Genomic DNA, 23,934 nt, shown 5'->3' on the forward strand with positions numbered 1-23,934 from the left:
GCAATTATGGCAAATACACAGCATTTAGCGCTGTTAAAAAAAGGTGCAGTTACTTGGATTGAATGGAGAAGTCTCAACCCAAATATAGAACCGGATCTCAGCGAAGCTAACCTCGCGGAAGCAAATCTCAGAGGCGCGCATCTTTGGCGATCTAACCTTTTTAAAACAGACTTGTTTAAGGCTAAATTAATTTCGGCAAACCTTGCCGAATCTAATTTTAGTTTAGCAAATCTTGCGGGAGCGCAACTGCTCGAAACTAATTTAATTAAAGCTAATTTAACTGGAACTAACCTCCGAGCGGCCGACCTCAAGGGAGCTGATTTGAGCGGTGCTAATTTAATTGGATCTGACCTCACCGCTGCTAATCTCCAACAAACCGATTTCGGTGATGCGAATTTAATCGGTGCGGTGATGTCTGGAGTTAATGCGATGGGCGCGAACCTCAATTTTGCTAATCTCAGTCAAGGCAATCTCACTCAAGCCGAATTGATTGAAGCACATTGCTATGCAGCCAATTTCTCTAAAGCTAACCTCGCGGAAGCTCACTTCACTGCAGCATATCTTTTTAGGGCAAATCTCAGTTTTGCAGAGTTGAGCGCGGCAGATTTCCGGTGGGCAAACCTTGGCAAAGCTGATTTGAGAGGGGCGAATTTGACCGGGGCAAATCTCAGGGGAGCGAAATTGGGGGGAGCTAATCTGGGCGAAGCTATTTTGAAAGGAACAATCATGCCTGACGGCAGCATTGTTTGATAAATATTGGATAATATTTATTCCTGTAAAATAACCGCAATAGTTACAAAAAAGTCAGTTGCGCGTTTACCCAAAGGATTGCCAAAATATGAGCTTTTGCGGCGGGTTGAGGCTTTCTCTTGAATAAAAATCAGAGATTGAGTAAACCCGCCTCGGCTCAAAACTCGCAACTGTCGATCGATTAATTTTGGCCAGGGGGCGATACTTGATAAAGTCCTCTAACGGGCCCTGCATCAGTCGGTGAACCTTCCTGCTGTGTTGGAAGTGTAAACTGATCTTGGAGTCCGGCGGGAGTAGGGAAACAGCCGCTTGGTTGAGGTCCTAGCTGGCAAGCAGCAGGGAGTGCCATGACTGAGGCATCGAAGGGATTGACGGCATCTGGGACGCGGAGAATCGGATCGCTGGAAACTTGCCGCTGCATGACTCGGCGGTAGAATCCGTTGACGCGACTAGCATCCCGCTCAATTTCTTTTTCGGGAAAGGCAACGACGCCGCTGGGGGAACCGATGCCTAAATAGTCGCCCAAGTAACCTTGCAAGCTGACGTTGTGGTAAAAGTCTCCTGAAGCTTCAAAGTATTGTCGGTTGAAGTCGTCAGCAATCGGGTGAAATCGCTCTGTTTGTGCTTGAGCTGGTTTGACGGATGCCATTGCGGCAGAGGCGACAGCGAGAATCAACGCGCCGCTCAGGCTTTTTAACTTTTGACTCATATATTTGGGCCTCCTTAATTAATTCCGATTCCAATATAAACTGATTATCGACGGATTATTTGTGTTTTTTACACGGTGTGAGTTATGAATGCTGCGGATTTAAAGGTGTTGCACGATCGACTTCTAGATTTGTTGTGCGAGTTTGCCTATCGTGAAGGCGATTTTGTGCTGTCTTCGGGGCAGAAAAGTTCTTATTACATTAACTGCAAACCGGTGACGCTGCACGCTGAAGGTGCTTTGGCAACGGGACGTTTGTTGCTGTCGATGTTGTCGTCGGATGTGCAAGCTGTGGGCGGTTTGACTTTGGGTGCTGACCCGATTGTAACTGCGGTGAGTGTGGTTTCGGCTCTGGAAGGTCGATCGATTCCGGCGCTAATTGTCAGAAAGGAGACGAAGGGACACGGGACAATGGCGTATATTGAGGGGCCGCTGTTGCCAGAGGGCACGAATGTGGCGGTTTTGGAGGATGTGGTGACGACGGGTAAGTCGGCGATGCAGGCGGTGGAACGGTTGCGAGGTGCGGGTTATAAAGTCGATCGCGTGTTGTCGCTGATTGACAGGGAGCAAGGTGGTGCGGAGTTTTATCGCTCTGTTGGATTGGACTTTGAAACAGTTTTTACGATTAATGATCTTCAAAAGTGGATGGCTAGCAAAAAATAGGCAAAAGTGCGATCGCCAGCCTCCTCCCCTTAAGAATCGCGTCAACCGCCGCCGAACATTTAATAGCGCGAAGGGCGGGCGATCTCATCAAACTCACAGCACTTAATATCACACAAAACCAAAAATGTCAACTCAAAATTACAGAAGAACAGTTGAAGAAATCGGTGAGTTAGCTTCTATGTTTTGGCCTTCCGACTTATCTCAAAAGGAAGCAGAACTCAGTGTCATACCAAAATTGATAGAAACTCAAGAGCAATTTATTGCTATTCTTAGCGTCCCAGTTTCGGAGTTAAGCGGATTATTTCAAATAGTAGAAGCTTCAACACTTTCTGCAAATATGTTCCTGAAGCATTTAATTGTACTGGCGGACTTTGGTGGAGAAATGATAAAAAGAGTGAATAGTCAGTTTAATTCTATGTTTCCATTAAAGAGATTAGATTACCTTTGGAACCTGCAAACTTACTCTTATCAATTCACTTTTCTACCAGCATCAGGTCAACTAACCAATAATAAACTCGGGATTGACGGGAAAAAAATACTCCAAAATCAATCTCTATCTTTAGCCCATAAAGATTTAATAGCAATTCTTTTGTTCGGCGCTAGTTCACTGAATGAAAAAAGCGCTGATGTTCTAGCTAAATGTGAAATTGGGAATTACTTAGGTCAACCCGATAAATTAAATAAGTTTATTAAACAACGATATATCTGGGTTAGCCGGATAACCTCTGGGTCACAAGCCAATACTTTAGGTCAAATCGCTCAAAACTTTGTCAAAGAATACTTACAAGATAATTTAGGGGTTATAGATATAGATATTAGACCTAACGCTCATTTACCCGGCGTTAGACATACTGACCAAGAAAACGAAAAAGGACTAACAACATTTGATCTGGTTCTTGCTAAAGAAGATATGTTTGTTGCAATAGAGATTAGCTTTCAGGTAACAACAAATAGCGTAATTGAACGTAAAGCTGGACAAGCAAGAGCTAGATTTGAGCAGATTGAAAATTCAGGTTATAAAATGGCTTATGTCATTGATGGCGCTGGTAACTTTGAGAGGGAAAATGCAATCAGAACCTTGTGTACGTATAGTCATTGCACTGTCGCATTTTCCCACAATGAACTTAATGTACTTTGCGATTTTTTGAGGGATTACTTTGTGCCTAACAATGAGTAAAGAGATGGTATACTTAAGAAATGGTGTTAAAATATAAACTAACTAAAATTATTATGCCAAAAATCCGTTTTATTGATTTATTTTCAGGAATAGGCGGCATGAGATTAGCGTTTGAATCCGCCGCTCGTTCCTTGAATCTGGAAACAGAATGCGTATTAAGCAGCGAAATCAATCCCGACGCTCAATTAGTTTACCAGAAAAACTTTGCCGACACACCTTTAGGCGACATCCGATTAATTGATAAATTGCCTGAACATGAAATTTTACTAGCGGGATTTCCTTGTCAGTCTTTCTCCTATGCTGGCAAAAAAGAGGGATTTGGAGACACCAGAGGCACCCTATTTTTTGAGATTGCAAGGTTAATTGATACCTTTAAACCTCAAGCATTTATTTTCGAGAACGTGCGGGGGCTTGTCAGCCACGACGGCGGCAGAACCCTCGAAACTATTAAGGGCGAAATCAAAAGCCGAGGTTACAGCTTCGATTATTTTTTGCTCAACAGCTCTAACTTTAGTTTACCTCAGAACCGCGTCCGAGTTTACCTAGTAGGAATTTTAAATGCTTCGCCCCAATTTAAGCTAATTACCGACGTAGGCCCAAAAGATTCGCATTCCTCTAGTCATCAACAGCTCTCGTTCTTTTCCCCGTTAAGTCAACCTGTCACAGTTGCAGATATTTTGGAAGACAATCCCGATCCAAAATATGATTGTTCACCAGAATTTGTTAATGCCTTGAAACAAATAGTTAACAATGATTTCAGCAGACTGCACGGTAGGCGGCTAATTGACTATCGCGGTGGCAATTCGATTCATTCTTGGGAACTGGGTTTGCGAGGCGAGTGCAGTTTAGACGAAATTGAATTAATGAATCTTTTTATCTTGAAAAGGCGCAATAAAGAATTTGGATCTGACCAAGATGGCAAGCTATTAACTAAAGAGCAAATAGCTACTTTTTTTTCTCATCCCAATCTCGATGAAATGCTGGATTCCTTGGTAACAAAAAAGTACCTGCAACGGAACAACAATCAATACAAACCTGTATCCGGGAACTTTTCCTTTGAAGTCTATAAATTTCTCGATCCGCAGAAAATTTCTGTAACAATAGTTGCCAGTGATGCTAATAGATTAGGAGTTTACTATCATAACCGAGTCCGCAGGATTACTCCCCGCGAGGCCGCGCGGTTACAAGGTTTTTCCGATAGTTTTATGCTGCATCCTAATGATGATAAAGCTTATCATCAACTGGGTAATAGTGTAAGTATTAATGTAGTTGAAGCTGTTGCTCTAGAAGTTATCCAGAATATTTTGTGCTCTACCAAACAAAAAGTTAGCGCCTGGTGAATTGGGAAGAGTGGGCGGAGTGTTTCTGCCCACCCTAGCAACTAGCTTGGCGCTACAGGTTCCTTGGCCAAAAACTTCTCTAATTCCGTCAAAGCATCGACATCAACCTTAGATCGGTGTTTTATTGGGTGGGATTAGAAACGATGCCCGCTCTAATTTTAGCAAAATCAGCTCAGGTAATTGGAGGACAATGGCAAATAAAGTTTTCGGTGCTAAGCAAGCGCAAGCTTCAGCTCCAGAGTCTCTACCAATAGGCAGATTTTAGCAGAGCGAATTTATAACCTGAGTGAGGTATTAACTAGAGAAGACTGTTTTAATATGATTAGATGACCTGGCGCAAGGAGAAGCAGTAATGATTTTACCTGCATCTATTAAACAGAAATGGAAACTACTGGCAACAGCCTTTATTTGTCCTCTGACACTAATTGGTGTTGGGATTCAGCAACAACCGCTTCAAGCACAACAAAATCCATCTAAGACTAATGTTGCTGCTTTGCCAGATGGTATTTACCTGTACGGAGATTCGCCACAGCCCAACCAAGTTCTTCAAAACTATATCGTGTTTCAACGCCAGAATGATCGCGTCGTTGGTGCAATCTACGCGCCGCGATCGGACTTTGCGTGCTTCACTGGTAAAATTCAGGGAAATACACTCTACGGGAAGGCAATCTCAGCCGGAAAAGTTCAAACAGTTGAGGTCAATACTCAGTTAACAAATCTGCATTCTATTCGCACAATTAGCTCAAACGATCGGCGCATTCTTTCAAAGTGCCAAGAGACAGCGCGAGTTAACATATCCAGGTAAATCTTTTACCTAGCTCAAATGGTGCATTAGACTGGCGGTGCGTTACACGGCGTTAACGCACCTACAAATTGAAAATTTCTCGTTACTAGGCAGAGCATGGTAATAAATATCTAGGTAATTATTTAAGTATTAATGTAGTTGAAGCTGTTGGTCTAGAAGTAATCCAGAAGTGTTTATCCTCTGCAAAGCAAGGGTCTTTGAAAAATGCAGTTTAATAAGCATCAAGCAGCAAATTTATTGTTCTGCGGTTGAGGAAGTACGATCGCCCGCACTCAATATCAAATCCACACTGACTGTAAAATTAGGAAATGCGATCGGTGCCACCTCTTGACCAGGGTACAAGTTTAGTATTAAACTATAACCGTTTGGTGTTGGCTGGCGGTAAACTTCCAAGCTGTTTTCCACTAAATTAACCAACCAAACCTCTTGAATGAGCGATCGGGCATAAATAGGAATTTTGACATTTCTGTCATTATCCACTGTACTGTCAGCGACTTCTACCAAAAGCAACACTTCTGAGGGAACTGGATGTGCTGTCTCGTAATCATCATCGCGAAATTGGAGCAATACTACATCAGGTTGCGGTTCAGTACGTTCGCTTAACTGAACAGGGTTTTGGACATCAACAATAACTCTATCTTCTGCTAATCGGTGAAAAAGTCGGTTAAGTCGTCTCACAGCAGTTGCGTGACGAGTTCCAATAGCAGCCATTTGAATAATTTCTCCTTCAATGAGTTCGACGCGCTCAGCTTCAGAAAGAATCCCTGTCTCACCCATTAAATGATATTCTTTCACCGTAAAAAGGCGTTTTTGAAGTTGAACGGACATCGCAATTCTCCTTTTTGGAAACTCCTTTTAATATAACCTTAAGTAAAGTACGCCATCAGGACCATAGTTTGGGGCGAGCAGGATGCCCGCCCCCCAAGAAACGAAACAGCTTTAGGATTAAGTAAGGTGCGCTATCAGCACCCTACGAATTAATCCTATTAGCTTTGGGCTACAGGTTCCTTAGCCAAAAACTTCTCTAGTTCCGTCAAAGCATCGGCATCAACCTTAGTCTGCATCGGACAGAACTTAGGCCCGCACATTGAACAGAATTCAGCAGTTTTGTAGATATCCGCTGGCAAAGTTTCGTCGTGATATTCCTTTGCCCGTTCTGGATCTAATGACAGCTCAAATTGACGGTTCCAATCGAAATTGTAACGCGCTTTCGAGAGTTCATCATCGCGATCGCGCGCACCCGGACGACCCCGTGCAATATCCGCAGCGTGAGCCGCGATTTTGTAAGCAATCAGCCCGTTTCGGACATCCTCAGCATTCGGCAATCCTAAGTGTTCCTTCGGCGTCACGTAACACAGCATTGCAGTACCGTACCAACCAGCCATCGCCGCCCCAATTGCTGAGGTAATGTGGTCGTATCCAGGCGCAATATCTGTCACCAACGGCCCCAAAACATAGAAGGGTGCTTCGGAACATTCCTCCATTTGTTTCTTGACATTAAACTCAATTTGATCCATCGGAACGTGGCCCGGGCCTTCCACCATTACCTGCACGTCATGTTCCCAAGCTTTGCGAGTTAATTGTCCCAAAGTTTTGAGTTCAGCTAATTGAGCATCATCCGACGCATCGTGAGTGCAACCGGGGCGCAGAGAATCTCCCAAACTAAACGAAACATCGTATTTTTTGAAGATTTCAATGATGTCGTTAAAGTGAGTGTAGAGGGGATTTTGTTTGTGGTGATGCAGCATCCACCGCGCCAAAATGCCGCCGCCGCGAGAGACAATCCCCGTAATCCGATTTCTCACCAACGGCAAATGCTCAATCAAAATTCCGGCGTGAATTGTTTGGTAATCAACACCTTGTTGAGCGTGTTTGTCAATGATGTGAAGAAAGTCATTCGCCGTCAGACTTTCCATATTACCGTGAACGCTTTCTAAAGCTTGGTAAATTGGTACAGTACCGATCGGCACCGGTGAAGCTTTGATAATCGTAGTGCGAATTTCATCCAAATTGCCGCCGCCGGTGGACAAGTCCATCACGGTATCAGCGCCGTATTTCACTGCTAGTTTAAGCTTGTCAACTTCTTCTTCCATATTGGAAGAGTTGGGAGATGCACCGATATTAGCATTGACTTTGCATTTAGACGCAATACCGATCGCCATCGGTTCTAAATTCGTGTGATTGATATTAGCCGGAATAATCATCCGTCCCCGCGCTACTTCGGCGCGGATAAGTTCTGGCGGGAGATTTTCTCGCTTAGCAACAAAGTGCATTTCCTCAGTAATTACACCTTGGCGGGCGTAGTGCATTTGAGATACATTGGTGTGCCCCTGACGCTTCGCGATCCATTCGGTACGCATATTTAATTTCCTTGATAAACAGCTTCCCTCCGCTGGTATTACCCAGACTCAGGTTCTAAGGGTGTTTTCTCAGCCCGGATATTCGGGCACCCCTAGCTAAGCTGTTGATTGTATCACCGATTTCTGTGCGCCACGCCAGCAACTAAGGAAATCTTAATATTGAGATATAGATGAGGGGAGCGATCGCCCTTTTGGGGCGTCTGATATTTCTGCTGTTTAAAAAGTGCGATCGTACCGCATTTAACAATCTAAAAACAATCACACCTCATCAGGATTAATCCCCATTTCGCGCAATTTTGCTGCTAGGCGATCGGCGCGTTGTTTTTCTTCCTCCGCGCGAAGACTTTCTTGTTGTGCGCGAAGGCTTTCTCGTTCTGCCCGCAGGTGTTCTTCTGCCGCACGTTCCTCTCCAATTAACAGCAAATTTCCTTCACTATCCCACCAACGCAACCAAGGTAAATTCATCTCATCATATTCACCTTGCCAAATTCCCAACTCAACTCCAAGCTGAGGAATCGGATAGCGACCGCGCTCATTTACACTCATGCGCTCATAGCAATTGTCTTCTAAGTGATACATTTCTACAGCAGCTTTTTTCACTTCATAAATGCCGTAGTAAGGTACGCGAATCGCCTGTTCGTAAACCCAAAATTTTCCCACCTTTTGTTCTTCGGCTTGACCGGGTTCGGGCGGCGGCGTTCTATCTCGCTCTTCTGCACCGTTGCCCGACACAAATTCCAAAACAATCAGCGGTGCAACGTATTCTTTCCACAATACATAAGAACGTCGCACTTCACCATTTAATAGTGGGGGAACATTCGGCACATAAAACCAATCGGGCGCTTCGGCACCCCGTTCGAGAGGGTCTGTTAAACGCCAATAAATCCCACAATCTTGACCGATGCGATAGCGTCCGTCAGGATGAATTCGTTGCAAAATGGGTCGGAGTGAATCAGTGAGAATAATGCTTTGAGGAAGTTCTTGAAAGTTTTTCACAAAAGTACCATCGGACTCTGGCAGTTCAGTGTGGTCTGGGAGATGGGTGACTTCCAATTCAAATGATTTGGCAATAGTCATAACACTTGCGCTGATTTGAGGAATTAAACTTATTATAGTAGAAGGAAGTTAGGCAACGGATTCTGTAACGGATGTAACGGATGTAACGGATATAACGGATGTCAGGTAGAAGGTAGAAGCCGAAATTTGGCGATTTGAATTCCCCCCTAAATTAGTAAAATTCAATAATAGAAAAAATTTCTATTAACCCAATATAAAATCAACGCTCACTTCCAATTCGGGAAAAGCCAGCGGCGCAACTTGTTGACCGCGCCAAAACTTGAGCATTAAACTATAACCTTTCGGACCGGGCTGACGGTAGACTTCCAAACAATTTTCCACTAAATCTACCAGCCAAACTTCTTGAATGAGCGATCGAGCGTAAATGGATACTTTCACATCTCTGTCATAATCAACCGTACTATCTGAAACCTCAACTAACAGCAAAACTTCAGACGGTACTGGATGGGCTGTGGCGTAGTAGTCAGCGCGAGGTTGCAGCAATACAACATCCGGTTGAGGTTCAGTCCGCTCAGTCAACTGGATAGGGTCTTGGACACCCAGAGTCGCCCGATCTTCTGGAATGAGGCTGAAGCGCCTGGTGAGACGCTTAACAGAACTTGCGTGACGAGTACCAATTGCAGCCATTTTAACAATCTCTCCTTCTATGAGTTCTACCCGATCGCCCTCGGAGAGAATACCCGCCTCAGTCATCAAATGATATTCTTTTACTGTAAATAACCGTTTTTGAAGCTGAACAGACATATAACTATTCTCCTTGTTTGCAGCTTACCTAAATTTACCATAAAAAAAACGCCCCAAACGGAGCGGAAAAAAGAGGAAAGATTTAGATGACAAACCGTAGACAAAAAGCATTTAAATGCCCGCTATCAAGTCGGTTTAAATACCGATTAATAACTGTATGTATGGTTCATCGCCAACTCTTAATACAGTTGAATTTGAGTGTGATTGCAAAATTTTAGCTCGATTTATAGGCAACACATTCTCATCCATTGCCAACTGACAACTAGAGCTTGCCTCCCGATTCTCTGACACTTATGAATTTTGAAGAAGCGGATTTTGACTGAGTTTAAGTCTCTTTTCCGGCGGAGTCAATTTTGTCTGTATCCTGCTTTAATTCTGATACAATTGCGCCTCGATCGCGCCAAGCTTCGGCATTTTCTGGTTTGATGGCAATAGCTCGATCGTAAGCTGCCATTGCTTCCTCATACCGCTTTAATTCAGACAAGACTATCCCCACATGACGCCAAGCATCGTAGGAGTCGGGCTTAATAGCAATCGCTTTCTCATAAGCTGCGATCGCTTCTTCATGGCGCTGCAATTTGGCTAAAGATTCACCTTTACCAAACCAAGCTTCGTAACACTCCGAATTAAGGGTAATTGCTGATTCGTAAGAGGCAATTGCTGCTTCGTGCTGCGACAGTTTGTCGAAAGCTACGCCTCGGTTGTGCCACACTTCAAAATCCTCCGGTTTAAGGGCTATTGCTTTGTCGTAGGATTCGATCGATTCTTGATATCGCTGCATTTTTCCGAGCACAGCGGCTCTATTGTACCAAACTTCGTATTTTTCGGGCCGGATGCCGATCGCCCGATCGTAAGAATCAATAGCATCGCTGTAGCGCAGCAGTCTCCACAGCATATTGCCTCGATTGTACCAAGTTTCATATCTCTTGGAATTGAGTTCAAGAGCGCGATCGTAAGAATCAACTGCTGCTGCGTACTGCTGTATTTTGCCCAGCATCGCACCTCGGTTGTGCCAAATTTCGCTGTCGGTTGCTTTGATAGCGAGGGCCCGATCGTAACTGGCGATCGCTTCTTCGTAATGCTGCAATTGACCCAACAAAGCCGCTATACTGTGCCAACAACCGTATTTTCGAGATTCGCTCGAACTTGCTCGCTCGTAACAGGCGATCGCCTCTTCGTACCTGTGCAATTTGCCTAGCAAATGCGCTTTATTATACCACAATTCGTAGTTATCCGGTTTAATAGATATTGCTTGGTCGTAACAGGCGAGTGCTTCTTCCGGGCGCTGCAATTTTATTAACACATTTCCGCGCCAATACCAAGCCTCATCCAAATTATTATTAGCTAAAATAGCTTTTTCCAAGCAGACTAATGCCTCATCATAATTGCCTTGAAAATAAAGCCCTTCGGCTTGCTTGATATAATCGTCAGCAATCAAATTTTCGTTGCTAGCAGGTGCAGTTTGCGAATTTTGGGAAGTGTTTAATGGCGGTTGAGGTGCGATTTTGAGAGATTCTTTGGCAACAACTGCGGGAACTTGGGAAATTTCTTGAACAATTTGAGATTTTTTCTCGTCAACTTCTGTCCGCAAAACTTGCAGGTGCATGATAAATTGAGATTTGAGAGTCTCAATTTGCTCGACGGAAGATTTGGAAAGTTCAGTTTCTCTAGTTAAAAAATCAATAGATTGTTTAGCTGCATTCATTTGCGCTTCTAACTCATTTCTCAACTTTTGAGTCAGTTGGCTAGAATTTATGAGTTCTGATTCCAATACACCAATGCCTTGCAATCGTTTATTGGCATCAGCAACCAAATGTTTGATTATCAGCCGTCGCATCATCCAAAAAAAGGCAATTGTCACTGGTGGAAATACAGTACCAAGAATTAGTAAAATATTGAGCAAAGTTATGGTACTATTAAAACCGTATCCAGATTCAGAACTGCCACTAGACGGGGAGATAAAAGCGAAAGCCTCGCGAACTTGAGGATTGGTCTCAACCCCAGTTTCGATTAATTTAGCCAGCCAGGTTTCTTGTAAAGATTTTGTTAGTTCATCGCCGGATGCAGCAGGAGTATTCGCCTTGGTTTTTGCACTAGCAGATAAATCGGGTTGAGCGGCCGCTACCAGCAAACCAGTCGGCGATTTAACAGCAATTCGCGGGGAAAATTGTTCGTTGGCGATCGTCTCAGGCTCGCTAATTGACTCAGCCCGACGGGATACAGTAGTATTGGGGGAAAATTGTTCGTGGGCGATCGTCTCAGGCTCGCTAATTGACTCAGCCCGACGGGATACGGTAGTATTTGGAGAAAATTGTTCGTGGGCGATCGTCTCAGGCTCGCTAATTGACTCAGCCGGACGCGATTCAGTATTATTTACCGCATCAACAAAGTTGCTAGCCTGCGGTGTCTCAGGAGAAATAGGATTTGCAGCAGGATTGGCGCTAGTATTAGCAGTTAAATTGTGGGATGCGAGGGCAGCCAGAGTCAAGAGAGCTAGATTAGAGACGCGCATAAACGTCAACTCATTTAGGAGAAATTAGTGCTTGGTTGTCAGCGATCGGGCGATCGACCTCATCGTCTCAGCAGTTAGAATAGCTGACATGAGGAATGCTGACTTACTATCTCCAAAATACGCGCGGAGTCTGACTTTTCAGGAAAACTGCCAGTAATTCTGGCTGTGTAACTTTGATGAAAGAATATATTCTCCCGCCTCATGCGGTTGGATAACTCTGGGAATCATCATTAGGCTGGTAGGGGTGGCTTCACCAATCTGCACAATTAGCCAACTATCCGGGTGAACCCGCCCCAACCGACCGATTTTTAACTCTAAACCCTAGCTAAAATCGCTTCCGGCTGCTGATGTTCAACCGCCACTTCTTCTAAATCAGCGCCAAAAATTTCACAGCTATTATTCGGACTTTCAATCAGCTTAATCTTGTGCAACTCTGCGCCCAATTCCCGAACGGGCGCAAGCAACAATTGCCCGATCCGAACCGCAATATTCTCCGCAGTCGGCACAACGTTCTCAAAATAAGCAATATCCTTATTTAAAAAAGTGTGATCGAACGGTTCAACAACATAATCATCAACGGCTTTTTGCAAAGCTCCCAAATCAGCAATCATGCCAGTCCGCGCATCAATTTCCCCTTTAACCGTCACCTCTAAATGATAGTTGTGACCGTGACCGTTGGGCCGAGCACATTTGCCGTAAATCTCCGAATTTTCTTCAAAGCTCAAATCGGGACGAGCCAACCGATGGGCGGCGCTAAAATGAGTGGACAAAGTTAGATAAGCTTCCATTCCGTTTCCTAAATATTCAGCCCAAAGTTCGGGATGTTCAAATAATTGAATTTTGCTCACAGGCAAATGAGGGGCTAGCCGCAGCCAAATTTGCCGTGCTATGTTTTCGGTAGTTGGCAGAGTCTGCTCAAATTCCGGCCACGCTTCGTTAAGGTAGGAAAAATCGAGATCCTTGATAACTTCCCGCTTGATGACGTGCTTGACATCAGACAGGTTGAGCACCATGCCGTACTCGTCGAGTTCGCCTATCATGGAAACGTAAAGGACGTAATTGTGTCCGTGTCCCGGTGCGCGGGCAGTTGGGCCAAACCGCTCAAAGTTCTCGGCTTCGCTTAACTCCGGCAGCCAGTACCGGTGACTCGCCGAAAACTGTGCCCGACGATTGATGATGCACTGCATAAAAGTCAAGTAGGGTAAGCTTGTTAAGTTCTGTAAAGGACTTACTTCTTAAGGATAAACTAATTTTTGCTGGAATTTTTCGATTATTTGAGGGTGCTGCAAATGAATTTCTACCAATTTTCCAAATATTGGCCACAAGTCGCTCGATCAAGCAGCAGGGCCCCTTTTACGCCACAACACAGATATCCGGCAGAAAATACCGCTACCAAACAGTTTCTCGCCATCAGTTACTAACCCATCAGTTACGAGTCTTTGAGAGAGTGGGTGAAGCTGAGCTATTCCCAAGGGAATCGACTTTTTTGCCACACACGACACTCCAGAGTTCGAGTTTTTCGCCTAAGCTCTGCAATAGTTAGCCGTTGGCAGTTCAGTTGCGCTCAAAACTAATCACCAATTACCCATTACCCAATATTAATGAATTCGATTACTGCACGAGCCGATCGCTTTTTTGACCATTTATCGGGTGCGATGACAACCCCGCTATTTTATATCGGGGACACTCATCTGTCCATCAGTGCGATCGTCAAACTGATAATCTTAGCTATATTTGCCTTGATTATAGCTAAAATTATCAGTGAAGGAATCAAGCGCAGCCTGCTAGTTCGGATGGGATTGGATCGCGGCAGTCGAGAAGCAATTTCTACGATCATTAGCTATATTTTAGCCAGTATTGGCTGTATATTCGTCCTGCAAGGTTCCGGCATCAACCTCACTTCTCTCACCGTCTTAGCTGGGGTTGTTGGCATTGGTTTCGGCTTCGGCTTGCAAAATCTCGCCAGCAACTTTATCAGCGGTCTCACCCTGCTATTTGAACACCAAATTAGAGTCGGAGACTTTATTGAAATAGACAAGTTATTAGGAACAGTAGAAACTATTTCTATCCGCTCTACAATTATTAAAACAATTGACGGTTTATTTGTAATCATACCAAATATTAAGTTTGTCGAAACTAACATTATTAACTGGAGTTACAGAGACCCCAGATGTCGCCTCCACATCCCCGTCGGTGTTGCTTACGGATCAGACCCAGTAATAGTTACGGAAGCGCTGTTAATTGCGGCGCGGATGGAATCGAATGTCTTGTCCCATCCTTCTCCTAAAGTATGGTTTCACGGTTTTGGAGATAACGCTTTAAATTTTGAACTTTTAGTTTGGATTGACCAGCCGCAGGAAAGTGATGCTATTAAAAGCGCGGTAAATTTTTTAATAGATTACGAATTGCGCCACCGAAATATAGAAATCCCCTTTCCCCAGCGGGATTTGTGGCTGCGAAACCCGCAAGAGTTAACTCAACTTTTTCACAATAACAAAGACGATAATTCCAACGGAAAAGTTTTTCCGCAGAATGCCAAACATTCAGCAGAGTTAAAATCTAATTCCACCGTTTCTGAACCTAAAAATCCAGCGCCTAAATCCCCCAATAATTGGACGCTGCGAGATTTGTTGCGGCGGGTAACTTATTTTGAACAGTGTACGGATTTAGAACTGCGGCAGTTAATTGAATACGGCTACCGACAACTGTTTCCAGCGGGACAGGTGGTATGTAAGGAAAATGACCCTGGCGATTCTTTTTATATTATTCTTTCAGGTACTGTAGAAGTTCTTTCTCAAAAAGCCGGTCAGTATATTGCTACGCTTCACGAGGGCGAGTTTTTTGGGGAAATATCTTTGCTGTTGGGTACTCCGAGAACGGCGACTGTTAAAACTAGCGAAGATGCAATTTTGTTTGTGGTGGAACGTCACGATTTACAAAAACTTTTAAGAGAACAACCTAATTTAGCCGATCAGATTGCTCAAAAATTGTCGGAACGCCAGCAAGCTTTGAGAGATTTGGGATTGTTAGATGGCGACTCTCTGGAACAAACTCCTTTTATTAAAATTCGCAAGCGAATTCAAGTTCTTTTTGGGATTTGAAAGAGGGAAGTTCGGCAACGGATTCGCTCGACGGATGTAACGGATGTAACGGATGTCAGGAAGAAGGAAGAAGGAAGAGGGAAGAGGGAACAATCTGCTTTTTTAACTTTTAATTTTTAATTCATCTTGCGCTTCCCGCCGCAGTCTAGCGGCAATTCTAAACAGTTCTTGACCGGTGTGCAAGTGGCGATCGTCATAATTGAGGGTAAATAGCTGCAATTCTTCTATTCCGTCTCCGACTTGATTGATACAGTAGTAGAGATGAGCCGCAACTCCGGCTACATTAGATGGATTGGGCATCGATGTAAAAAAGTTATGAGCTTTTTTGAGAAACTCGCGGCTGGTTTCGATATAAAGTTGAAACTTTTCTATCAGTTCGTCATCAAACGGATCTGCGGACAACTCGTCTATTTCCTTTTTAAGGGGCTTCAAGATGCTGTTGAGCATTTTATTGACGGGTTTGTATACTTTAATCAGCCACTGTTCCATTAGTTCATCCGCGTCCCGTGCTGTTTGTGTTTGCTGGCGGCTGACGTTTGGTGCGACTGGTGATTGCTGTTCGGTTTGCTCGGAAAGTTGGCGATCGTAAGATTGTCTGCGCTGAGCGTCTCCTAATATTTCATAGGCTGCATTGAGGCGGACAATTTCTTCGTGACCCGCTGTGTCGCTGCGGCTGTCTGGATGAAATAATTTGACTAAACGGCGGTATGCTTGTTTAATCTCGGCTTGTGTTGCGGTTGGGCTAATCTTTAGGGTTTTGTAGTGATTGATAACGGAAGACACGCTGTTATTTCCTTGAAATCTGGATAATATGTGAAAAATTGCTTGACAAAAATATCATTTTTTGCTAATTTTTTAAGTATTTATCTGATATAAATGTCAAAAATTGTCAGTAAAAAACTTCAGTTTTCAACTTATCATAAATCTATTTTAGAAAAACATTGAAGCTTTGGAAGTGGTGAGCCGATCGACATTCGGGACTCCTATAGCGCTGCTCTCGCCAACAGTTAGCTCCTTCTTTTCTTTTCTCTTCCTTCACCACAAGAGCGCTCAGCGCCCGCTTCGCTAACACGCCGAAAGCGGTTTAAAAACAAGCGCCTTCAGAAATTCGGCATCATTCGCGATCGAGGGACCTACAATCTATCGCCATTCTTTAATCTACTAAAAAGCCAAGCAGAGCGTACAGTCTACGCCCTGCTCTCTATTTCGGCAACTTGGGCCGGAGGCTAGCCTAGTTGAGGGCCATCGCCAGATTGAGTTCTGGATCTTGGAACAAGGGAGTGCTGAGATAACGTTCGCCGAAGCTAGGCTGAATCATCACAATCAATTTCCCTGCATTTTCGGGACGCTTGCCGACTTTCACCGCCGCACATAGTGCCGCACCGCTGGAAATACCGGACAAAAGTCCTTCTTCTCTAGCTAAGCGGCGGCCATAGGCGATCGCCTCGTCATCCGTAACAACTATAATTTCGTCGATCGAATCCACATTCAGCACCGGCGGCACAAAACCAGCACCGATACCTTGAATTTTGTGAGGCCCTGGCTTTCCGCCCGACAGTATCTGACTATTGGCCGGCTCAACGGCGATCGCCTTAAACTCGGGTTTCCGCGACTTAATCACCTCTGCGACACCCGTAATCGTACCGCCAGTGCCGACTCCCGAAATCAGGAAATCCACCTCCCCGTCTGTATCTTCCCAAATTTCCTCAGCGGTTGTCGAACGGTGAACCTGGGGGTTCGCTGGATTCCGAAACTGCTGCAACATATACGCATTGGGAGTTGTGTCCACAATCTCTTGAGCGCGGCGGATGCAGCCACTCATGCCCTCAATTCCGGGAGTCAGTTCTAGTTGGGCCCCGTAAGCTCGCAGCATCGATCGGCGTTCGGTGCTCATCGTATCCGGCATGGTCAAAATCAACTGGTAGCCCTTAGCTGCCGCCACCATTGCTAGAGCAATTCCGGTATTGCCAGAAGTCGGTTCCACTAAAACTGTTTTGCCTGGACTAATCAGCCCTTCGGCCTCTGCTTGATTGACCATATTGACACCGATGCGGTCTTTCACCGATGCTGCCGGATTCATGCCTTCGAGTTTTACCACAATCCGAGCCAAGCAGCCTTCAGCTTGGGGAATGCGGTTGAGTTGCACCAAGGGCGTCCGCCCTACCAATTCTGTAATGTCGCCAGCAATACGCATAATCTTTGTCAGTTTGTGGTTGAAAGTAAATGTTAATTCCTAGTTGGCAATATTTTAACTAGATGTAATACATGATATCGAGCTGCCGTCTGCCATTACGCTTTTCGCACAGATCCTGTAGCGTGTATTTGTGCAAAACTGAGTTGGCAATCGATCGAGCTTCTTGCCAAACTTCCCAAATCACCGCACTTTCTACAGTTTGAGCAGGCGAGTCTTTTTCAGATCGATCAAACTCTGAGCCTTCGAGACAGTTGATAATTTCTAGCAGTGTAATTTTCCACGGTTCCCTCGCCAAGATATAACCTCCCTTAGCTCCTCGCTGGCTGCGAATCAGCCCGCAGCGTCTCATGGTAGCCAGCAACTGCTCTAAATATCGATCGGGAATATTTTGCTGAGCCGCTATCTGGCGAATTTGCAGAGGCTCGCCTTCCTCGTAGCAATCGGCAAGCTCCAGCAAAGCTAAGATTGCGTATTCGCTTTTACAGGAGAGTTCTACCATAATTGCTTCAAATATCAGAATTATCTACTCTGAAGTCAGATGTTAAAATTCTCATCAATGTTGAGTTCCAAATTCTAACTCCTAACTTTACCTTTTATTATACCCCGGTTTTCCACTGAACTTGAGCGACTTTCATCACTTCATCCTTGGAACGATCGGCAATCTGAACCCAACAAACCCAGTTTCTCGTTTTGGCTCCCTCCGCTTCCACCACTGTTGTCTTACCTCAAGAAACTGGTTGTCTGCCTCTGTGACTGATAATTTTTAATTTTTAATATATTCTTGGCGCCCCCTTCCTCCCGCAAACAAAAAAGCCCTGCGCTAGGCAGGGCTAAACTTGGCCTTTAGAGTGGCCAGCAGAGAGGTTATAACCTCCCTGCCTCCTCTAACCCGCTCTTAGAACGTGAAAGTAGTTCTCAGAGTACCAATGATGATGTCATCATTACGGTCATCTTGATTAGGATTTGTCACCCAAATCACGCCCGGAGTAACAGAAATGTTGTCCGAGAGCTGAAACTTGTAGAAACCTTCAACGTGATAGGAATCATCGTTGCGGAAGCTCCGCAAACTCCTCGAAGCTTCAAGTTTATCCAAGTAAGGCTCACGACCTACCACCAGCCCTAGCAAGTTACCTTCTTTCCCTAAATCGGGCAAAGCCAAGGTGACAGCGTAGTTCCAGATTTTTGCATCGCCGATGCCGATAATGCGGGCATTAGTTAAACCAGCCCAGCCGCCAAGGATAAACCTCGGGCTCAGTCGCAACGAAGCCTGAGCACCGTAGGAGTTGCTGACAACTTTTCGAGCGCCGAAGCCCTCAAAACCCTCGCTCAAACCGTTGAGAGAATTAGCCACGCCCGTACCGGTGAAACCGCCGAGACTGTCTGGCCCATTCGCTAAACCATTGTCAAACCCAAAGTTGCCTCTGCTAAAGTAACCGTGGTTGTAGTTGAAAGCAACTTGCAAGTTGCGTCCGGGGGTAAAAGTCAACTGACCCATCGCCGCGTAGTCGCCGTTCAACAAGCCTGCACCCCTAGCGGGACTGGCTGCTGTTGACGCCAAATAACCGAAGGACAGAGAAGTGGGGCCGAACACGCCGCCCAGCAAGCCCCTGCCACCGAAGGCATAGTCAAAGCCGATACCTGACCCACCGCCCAAGCGATAAATCGGGTTCCGCTGTCCAAAGGTGCTCAATGACCCGTTGCCGCCGTCAAAGTCTTCAAAGTAAGGGTTGACAGTCGGCATAATGTCGTCCCAAACGCCAGCGTTGGCTATCAGGCTAACGTTCAGTCGCTGACCGACGGGGAACTTGTACAGCAAGGTGTCGAGGGCAACAACATTGTCGGTTCTGCCGACATAATTCCAAGTTTGAGTGCCTTCGCTGGTAGCCCCAAGGTTAAATCTTTGACCGTTGCCGACTTGAAGCCTGGTCAGCAGCAAGTCTCTGCCGGTGAAGCTCGTATTTAAATTGAGACGCACCCGCTGTTGGAAGACAGCTTCGTTATTGTTGCTGCCGATTCTTTCGCCGTCTCTGCCAAAAACGCTAACGTCGCTACTGAAGTCGTCGCTGAGGGCGAAAATAGCTTCCCCAGTCAGCTTGGTAGTGGTGGAGAATTGGTTGGCTTCGAGTTCGGCTGTCCGAGCTTCCAAAGCATCGACGCGACCGCGCAGGGTTGCCAGTTCCGCTGCAAATTCTTCTTGGAGCCGTTGGAGGGCTGCCAAGTCATCTCTCGTAGCGAAGTTGCCAGTGCCGCCTCTAATTAGCTCGCTCACCTTGTCTAAGCAAGCATTTAAACCGGCTGCGAATTCGTAGCGGGTCATTGCCCGGTTGCCGCGGAAGGTGCCGTCGGGATAACCAGCAATACAGCCGTAGCGCTCGACTAGGGATTGCAGTGCTTGGAAGGCCCAGTCTGTAGGCCGCACGTCGGAAAGTTGGGAAACTGAGGTAACTTGACCTTCAGTTTCGCTGCCGGCCGTACCTTCGGTAGTGTACTGGTTGAGCTGTTCTAATGTGGCGGCTGGGTTTTGCTCTTGTGGTGCGGCAGTTTGGGCTAAAGATTCAGCCGGTTGTGGCAAACTTTGTTCTGCCGACTCTGCCACTGCCGGGGCTGGAGTTTCTAATTGAACTGCACCGATTTGCTCTGGGAGAGCGGTAGCTGCCGGGGCTGGAATTTCTAGTTGGGCTGCCGGGGCCGAATTTTCTACTGGTTGAGCGACTGTTGGCTCAACTGCGGCTAAAGATTCACTTGTAGGTTGTGATGCCGCTTGGGGCTCTGCCTCAGCAGGGGCTGTGTTGGCTCCCACGATCGCACTTTCAGTTGCAGGCGTAGCCAAATCTTCAATCGCTGCGTGGGTTTCGCTGCCAGCGACTTGGGAAATTTCTTCTACTGGCTCGGAGGCTGCGGTTGTTTCGGAAACAGCAGCTAAAGCATTTAGTTTCGCTTCGGAGGTTTCAGCGGTTTCAGCTTTTGCGACAGCGGGATTGACCGCATCAGCAGCCTGCTGAGCGTCTGCTGCCATCGCGCTCGAAGAAACTACTAGGGTAGCTCCTAAGACTGCTGGGCTGATTAGTAAGTAACTCCACAAAAATTTCGACATATTCACTCTCATCCTCACACCGATTACAGAGAAACTTTTCTAGTCTTCTATGTGGTCAGTCGTTGCTCAACTAGCATACTCTAAAAAGAGACCTAAAATTCACTTTTTCTTTTGATTCTTTTGGGCTGACCGAGTATATAGATGTCACTGACGGCTGCAGAGAGCCTGTTTTTCAACCTGTACTCAACTGCCTCAAAACCAGACCGGGCTTGGGCTGTGAATTGATTTGACTGCTGAGACTTGATAGCGCCTGATTGCCTATTTACTTTTTAGCACAGCACGCCCGACTCGTCTAGGCTGATTCGACTTTAACACTCAAGCTATGTCCCAGGACGCTAAAGACTTGGCGGTAATCGAACAGTTCTAACAAATCGGCGTTGATTTTATTGTGAGCTGCTTCTTGCCGCAAAATTTTCATCGCTGCCTCTGTTCGCAGAGCTCGCTTGTAGGGGCGATCGCCTGCTGTCAGGGCGTCGTAAATATCCGCGATCGTCATCAATTGTGCTTGAATTGGAATTTCTGACTTGTTTAGACCTCGCGGATAGCCTGTGCCGTCGAGTTTTTCGTGATGTCCGTAGGCAATGTCTGGAACATTTTTTAAATCCTTTGTCCAAGGAATTTGTTTGAGAAACTCGTAAGTGTGAGTTACATGAGATTCTATTTCAGATCGTTCTTCCGGCGTCAGGTTGCCCCTCGACACCATCAATTGCAGGATCTCGTCTGGGTTCAGTAGGGGTTTCCTTGCCCCATCTATATCTCTATAAGTTTGTCGAGCAATCTCTCGCAGTTGAGCTAGGGGTTCTGCTGCCAAAATGTGAGGCTCGTTTGCCTCTAGCAGCACTTCCCAGTATTCTGCTAATCTGGTTTTCGCCTCTGCTAGCTTAGTGTCTAGCTGTTCGATTTCCTGGCATTGAGCGCAGTCTGGCTCCTGAATCGGGTGTTTTCGGTAGGCTGAATGCTCCAGCAAGTATTTATATTTAGACTGGACGCATTCCATTTCCATCGTCCGCAGAGCTAAGCCAAAGCGGTGGCGAATGATTTCTAGCTGTGCGGGGTAGAGCTTTTTCTGTTTGGTCAAAACTGCTTCGGGGACTCCGATTTTGCCAAAATCGTGCAGCAAGGCGGCGTAGCGAATTTCTTGAATTTGGCGGTTATTAAAGTAAATAGAGCGCAGTCGTCCGCTGCTGACGGTGTTTACTTCTTCTGAGAGGCGTACTGTGAGGGCTGCTACTCGTTCTGAATGGCCGTAGGTACAGGGGTCTCTGGCTTCTATGACTTGCACCGAGGCTTTGACGAAGCCCTCGAACAAATGTTCTATGCTGTCTTGGAGTTGATTGCGCTCGATCGAGATTGCTGCTTGAGAAGCGAGCGATCGAACTATCCTTTCTTCCCACTCCGAATACTGCTGCGTCGATTCCCAGGCATTCTCTGCTGTCAGCACCGTATCTGCCTTTGTTTTGCGGTTGATCAGTTGCAGTACACCGATTGTCTCCCCCTGTCGGTTTTGCATCGGCAGTACCATTACCGAGCAAGTGCGGTAATCAATATCCCTGTCAAAACTGGTATCTAGCCGATAGGGTACGCCCGGGGGTAAGTCGTAGGCATCAGACAGGTTCAAACTTAGACCTGTAATTGCCACGTATCCCGCCAAGCTTTTGTCTGTCAGTGGCAGGGCAAACTCTTTAAACGACAGTTTCGGTTTAGAAGCATTTTGGGCTACCTTGAACAGCAGCTTAGATTTGTCGTCGCTGTGATCTACTAAGTAAACGCTGCCAGCATCGCTGTATGTAATTTCCCTACTTTTGGATAAAATTAAGTTTAACAAGTCGCCCAAATCTTGGGCACTCGACAGAGCCGCGCCAATATCTAAAAGCTTTTCTATAAGATCGGTTTTTTCTGCTGCAGACTCGTTCCTGAACTCTGGCTTTTCAAATACGATCATGGTCGGATGATGGGGAATAGCCTTTTATACATTGAACGTTGGGCCTCTCGACTTTTTCACACCCGATTTTAACCCCAAGTCGATTTTTTATTTGCGAGCTTTTCTCTAGCGGGGACTTTTGTTGGGCCAACGGGCACTCTTTTAGTCGAGCGTAGAAATCTCTTGCGCTAGCGCAAAGTCTTTCTCAGTTAAGCCTCCGGCATCGTGAGTTGTCAAGTTAAGTGTAACTTTGTTGTAGGAAATTTCTATATCAGGGTGATGTGCTGCGGCTTCTGAGGGGGCGACCAACTTATTCACAAAGGCGATCGCTTCGATAAAATCTTTAAATAAACGGGTACACCGCAGTTGTTTACCTTCAACCGTCCAGCCTGACAATTGACTGGCGCGCTCTTGAATTTCAGTATTGTTAATTAGCTCAGCCATAATTTTTTTTCTTTGGGATTAGCAATGGCAGATTAACTGCCCAGGTTTAGAAACCCTTACCAAAAACTATCCGCTCTCACCAATAGTGTTTAGTCTCAAGTTTTAATACTTAAGATTTAACACTATTTGAGGTGAGAGCGGTCTAGCGGGTCTTCAGATTAGAACCTGACTGCCGGGAGAATCCCTAGCTCAGCCTGGTTCCCCGTGGAAGTCGTTTCCCGTTGGAGACGACGGCTGACTGCTAGCGAGCGGCCCCGGCGCACAGCCGGTAGTTTCCAATCTGATGACCCATGCGTTTACTACTTTCTATCATGGGCATCACCTCCAGGTTTAGCTAAATGGCTTAATATTGGAACGCACATCACCTAAATACAAGATTTAAGGTGATGATTTGTGCGCTAGCCATTGCCAGCGTTACCAGAAGAACTTGCGTTCTGAGTATCGTTCTAGTATTCACAATTATTAGAATAACACAAGGAATTAGAAGTGGGGGGATGCAAAGGGAGATTTTTGTAAGATGATGGCAAATTACTGCTGCTGGAAGGTCTTTGATCGATCTCTACAGCAATCGGGCGATCGCAGTTTCCGCCATTTGTTTATATTTTCTTCAGAATCCGGGCTGTACGGTTATTAGGCGCATGGCAACTCTGGCGGCGGGGAAAGGTCGATCAATTTCTTGCCAGATAAGAGACTTCACCACATATAAAGACACAAGTTGTTCTAGCCGCAGGCAGAGTTGGTTTTTGTACAAAATCAACTTTTTTTAGGGCGCTAATTTGATCGAATCCTGGAAACAAAAAGCTCCTGCCTGGTGGCGGGAGCTTTTTAAGCATTAAGGGTAAAGCCTAAACTGCTTTATCTTACCCTTTTAAAATGTTGGAAATTTTGATATTTCGCGCTGATTACAGAGCGTTACCGCGAGGCAGAACTTCTTCAGGGAAGATGAAGTTTTCGTGGGGTTGGTCTGTCGGAGCCATCCAAGCACGAATGCCTTCGTTAAGCAGAATGTTCTTAGTGTAGAACGTTTCAAACTCAGGATCTTCAGC

Annotated in this window: 20 protein-coding genes, 1 pseudogene and 1 riboswitch; of the genes and pseudogenes, 7 read left to right on the plus strand and 14 right to left on the minus strand. The window is 45.7% G+C overall.

Features of this window, described 5'->3' with window-relative positions:
* Positions 1-6 precede the first annotated feature (6 nt).
* Complete coding sequence (locus QUA77_RS20240) at positions 7-750, plus strand: pentapeptide repeat-containing protein (RefSeq protein ID WP_333042580.1); 744 nt, start codon at positions 7-9, stop codon at positions 748-750.
* Positions 751-931: 181 nt separating this feature from the next.
* On the opposite strand, the gene QUA77_RS20245 is transcribed toward QUA77_RS20240, so the two are convergent.
* A complete protein-coding gene (locus tag QUA77_RS20245) occupies positions 932-1,459 on the minus strand; it encodes a hypothetical protein (RefSeq protein WP_333042583.1) in 528 nt (175 codons plus the stop codon).
* Positions 1,460-1,543: 84 nt separating this feature from the next.
* Between QUA77_RS20245 and pyrE the strand changes: the two genes are divergently transcribed.
* The 4 genes from pyrE (at position 1,544) to QUA77_RS20265 (ending at position 5,441) form a co-directional block, all read left to right on the plus strand.
* Positions 1,544-2,119 carry an orotate phosphoribosyltransferase gene (pyrE, locus tag QUA77_RS20250; protein WP_333452085.1) on the plus strand — a complete coding sequence of 192 codons (576 nt, stop codon included), beginning with the start codon at positions 1,544-1,546 and terminating at the stop codon, positions 2,117-2,119.
* Between the two features lie 124 nt (positions 2,120-2,243).
* Positions 2,244-3,296, plus strand: a complete 1,053-nt coding sequence (locus tag QUA77_RS20255; RefSeq protein ID WP_333452087.1) for a restriction endonuclease — start codon at positions 2,244-2,246, stop codon at positions 3,294-3,296.
* A gap of 53 nt (positions 3,297-3,349) precedes the next feature.
* Positions 3,350-4,636 carry a DNA (cytosine-5-)-methyltransferase gene (gene dcm, locus QUA77_RS20260; protein WP_333452089.1) on the plus strand — a complete coding sequence of 429 codons (1,287 nt, stop codon included), beginning with the start codon at positions 3,350-3,352 and terminating at the stop codon, positions 4,634-4,636.
* Positions 4,637-4,988: 352 nt separating this feature from the next.
* Entirely contained in the window at positions 4,989-5,441 is a 453-nt protein-coding gene (locus QUA77_RS20265; RefSeq protein ID WP_333042588.1) for a hypothetical protein, read from the plus strand.
* Between the two features lie 234 nt (positions 5,442-5,675).
* On the opposite strand, the gene QUA77_RS20270 is transcribed toward QUA77_RS20265, so the two are convergent.
* From QUA77_RS20270 to QUA77_RS20290, 5 genes are all read right to left on the minus strand, one after another.
* A complete protein-coding gene (locus QUA77_RS20270) occupies positions 5,676-6,269 on the minus strand; it encodes a Uma2 family endonuclease (protein ID WP_333452091.1) in 594 nt (197 codons plus the stop codon).
* Between the two features lie 158 nt (positions 6,270-6,427).
* Entirely contained in the window at positions 6,428-7,801 is a 1,374-nt protein-coding gene (thiC, locus tag QUA77_RS20275; protein WP_333040814.1) for a phosphomethylpyrimidine synthase ThiC, read from the minus strand.
* A gap of 7 nt (positions 7,802-7,808) precedes the next feature.
* Positions 7,809-7,905, minus strand: a riboswitch (TPP riboswitch).
* Between the two features lie 154 nt (positions 7,906-8,059).
* Positions 8,060-8,878, minus strand: a complete 819-nt coding sequence (locus QUA77_RS20280) for a Uma2 family endonuclease (protein WP_333452094.1) — start codon at positions 8,876-8,878, stop codon at positions 8,060-8,062.
* A 183-nt stretch (positions 8,879-9,061) separates the two neighbouring features.
* Positions 9,062-9,622 (minus strand): Uma2 family endonuclease, encoded by a 561-nt coding sequence (locus QUA77_RS20285; RefSeq protein ID WP_333452097.1) that lies wholly within the window; start codon positions 9,620-9,622, stop codon positions 9,062-9,064.
* Positions 9,623-9,947: 325 nt separating this feature from the next.
* Positions 9,948-12,134, minus strand: a complete 2,187-nt coding sequence (locus QUA77_RS20290; protein ID WP_333452099.1) for a tetratricopeptide repeat protein — start codon at positions 12,132-12,134, stop codon at positions 9,948-9,950.
* A 31-nt stretch (positions 12,135-12,165) separates the two neighbouring features.
* Between QUA77_RS20290 and QUA77_RS20295 the strand changes: the two genes are divergently transcribed.
* Positions 12,166-12,291, plus strand: coding sequence for a hypothetical protein (locus QUA77_RS20295; RefSeq protein ID WP_333067264.1), 126 nt, complete (start codon positions 12,166-12,168; stop codon positions 12,289-12,291).
* A gap of 157 nt (positions 12,292-12,448) precedes the next feature.
* Here QUA77_RS20295 and QUA77_RS20300 read toward each other — a convergent pair whose 3' ends face one another.
* Complete coding sequence (locus QUA77_RS20300; RefSeq protein WP_333452101.1) at positions 12,449-13,321, minus strand: 6-carboxytetrahydropterin synthase; 873 nt, start codon at positions 13,319-13,321, stop codon at positions 12,449-12,451.
* Positions 13,322-13,735: 414 nt separating this feature from the next.
* Between QUA77_RS20300 and QUA77_RS20305 the strand changes: the two genes are divergently transcribed.
* Positions 13,736-15,235 carry a cyclic nucleotide-binding domain-containing protein gene (locus QUA77_RS20305; protein WP_333452103.1) on the plus strand — a complete coding sequence of 500 codons (1,500 nt, stop codon included), beginning with the start codon at positions 13,736-13,738 and terminating at the stop codon, positions 15,233-15,235.
* Positions 15,236-15,337: 102 nt separating this feature from the next.
* Here QUA77_RS20305 and QUA77_RS20310 read toward each other — a convergent pair whose 3' ends face one another.
* The 7 genes and pseudogenes from QUA77_RS20310 to QUA77_RS20340 form a co-directional block, all read right to left on the minus strand.
* On the minus strand, positions 15,338-16,018 hold the full coding sequence (locus QUA77_RS20310) for a J domain-containing protein (protein ID WP_333040801.1): 681 nt from the start codon (positions 16,016-16,018) through the stop codon (positions 15,338-15,340).
* 448 nt (positions 16,019-16,466) lie between these two features.
* Positions 16,467-17,429: a cysteine synthase A gene (gene cysK / locus QUA77_RS20315; RefSeq protein WP_333040798.1), complete on the minus strand. Its 963-nt coding sequence runs from the start codon at positions 17,427-17,429 to the stop codon at positions 16,467-16,469.
* Positions 17,430-17,487: 58 nt separating this feature from the next.
* A complete protein-coding gene (locus tag QUA77_RS20320; RefSeq protein ID WP_333040796.1) occupies positions 17,488-17,928 on the minus strand; it encodes an Rrf2 family transcriptional regulator in 441 nt (146 codons plus the stop codon).
* A gap of 396 nt (positions 17,929-18,324) precedes the next feature.
* Positions 18,325-20,523, minus strand: a complete 2,199-nt coding sequence (locus QUA77_RS20325) for an iron uptake porin (protein ID WP_333452106.1) — start codon at positions 20,521-20,523, stop codon at positions 18,325-18,327.
* A gap of 292 nt (positions 20,524-20,815) precedes the next feature.
* The gene (locus QUA77_RS20330; RefSeq protein WP_333040792.1) at positions 20,816-22,465 is read right to left on the minus strand and encodes an HD domain-containing phosphohydrolase; all 1,650 of its coding nucleotides are present in this window, start codon (positions 22,463-22,465) and stop codon (positions 20,816-20,818) included.
* Positions 22,466-22,606: 141 nt separating this feature from the next.
* Complete coding sequence (locus tag QUA77_RS20335) at positions 22,607-22,888, minus strand: 4a-hydroxytetrahydrobiopterin dehydratase (RefSeq protein WP_333040790.1); 282 nt, start codon at positions 22,886-22,888, stop codon at positions 22,607-22,609.
* Positions 22,889-23,790: 902 nt separating this feature from the next.
* Positions 23,791-23,934 (minus strand): annotated as a pseudogene (locus tag QUA77_RS20340) (photosystem II D2 protein (photosystem q(a) protein)); the annotation flags it as partial.

Source organism: Microcoleus sp. K5-D4 (genome assembly GCF_036704575.1).
Classification (GTDB): domain Bacteria; phylum Cyanobacteriota; class Cyanobacteriia; order Cyanobacteriales; family Microcoleaceae; genus Microcoleus.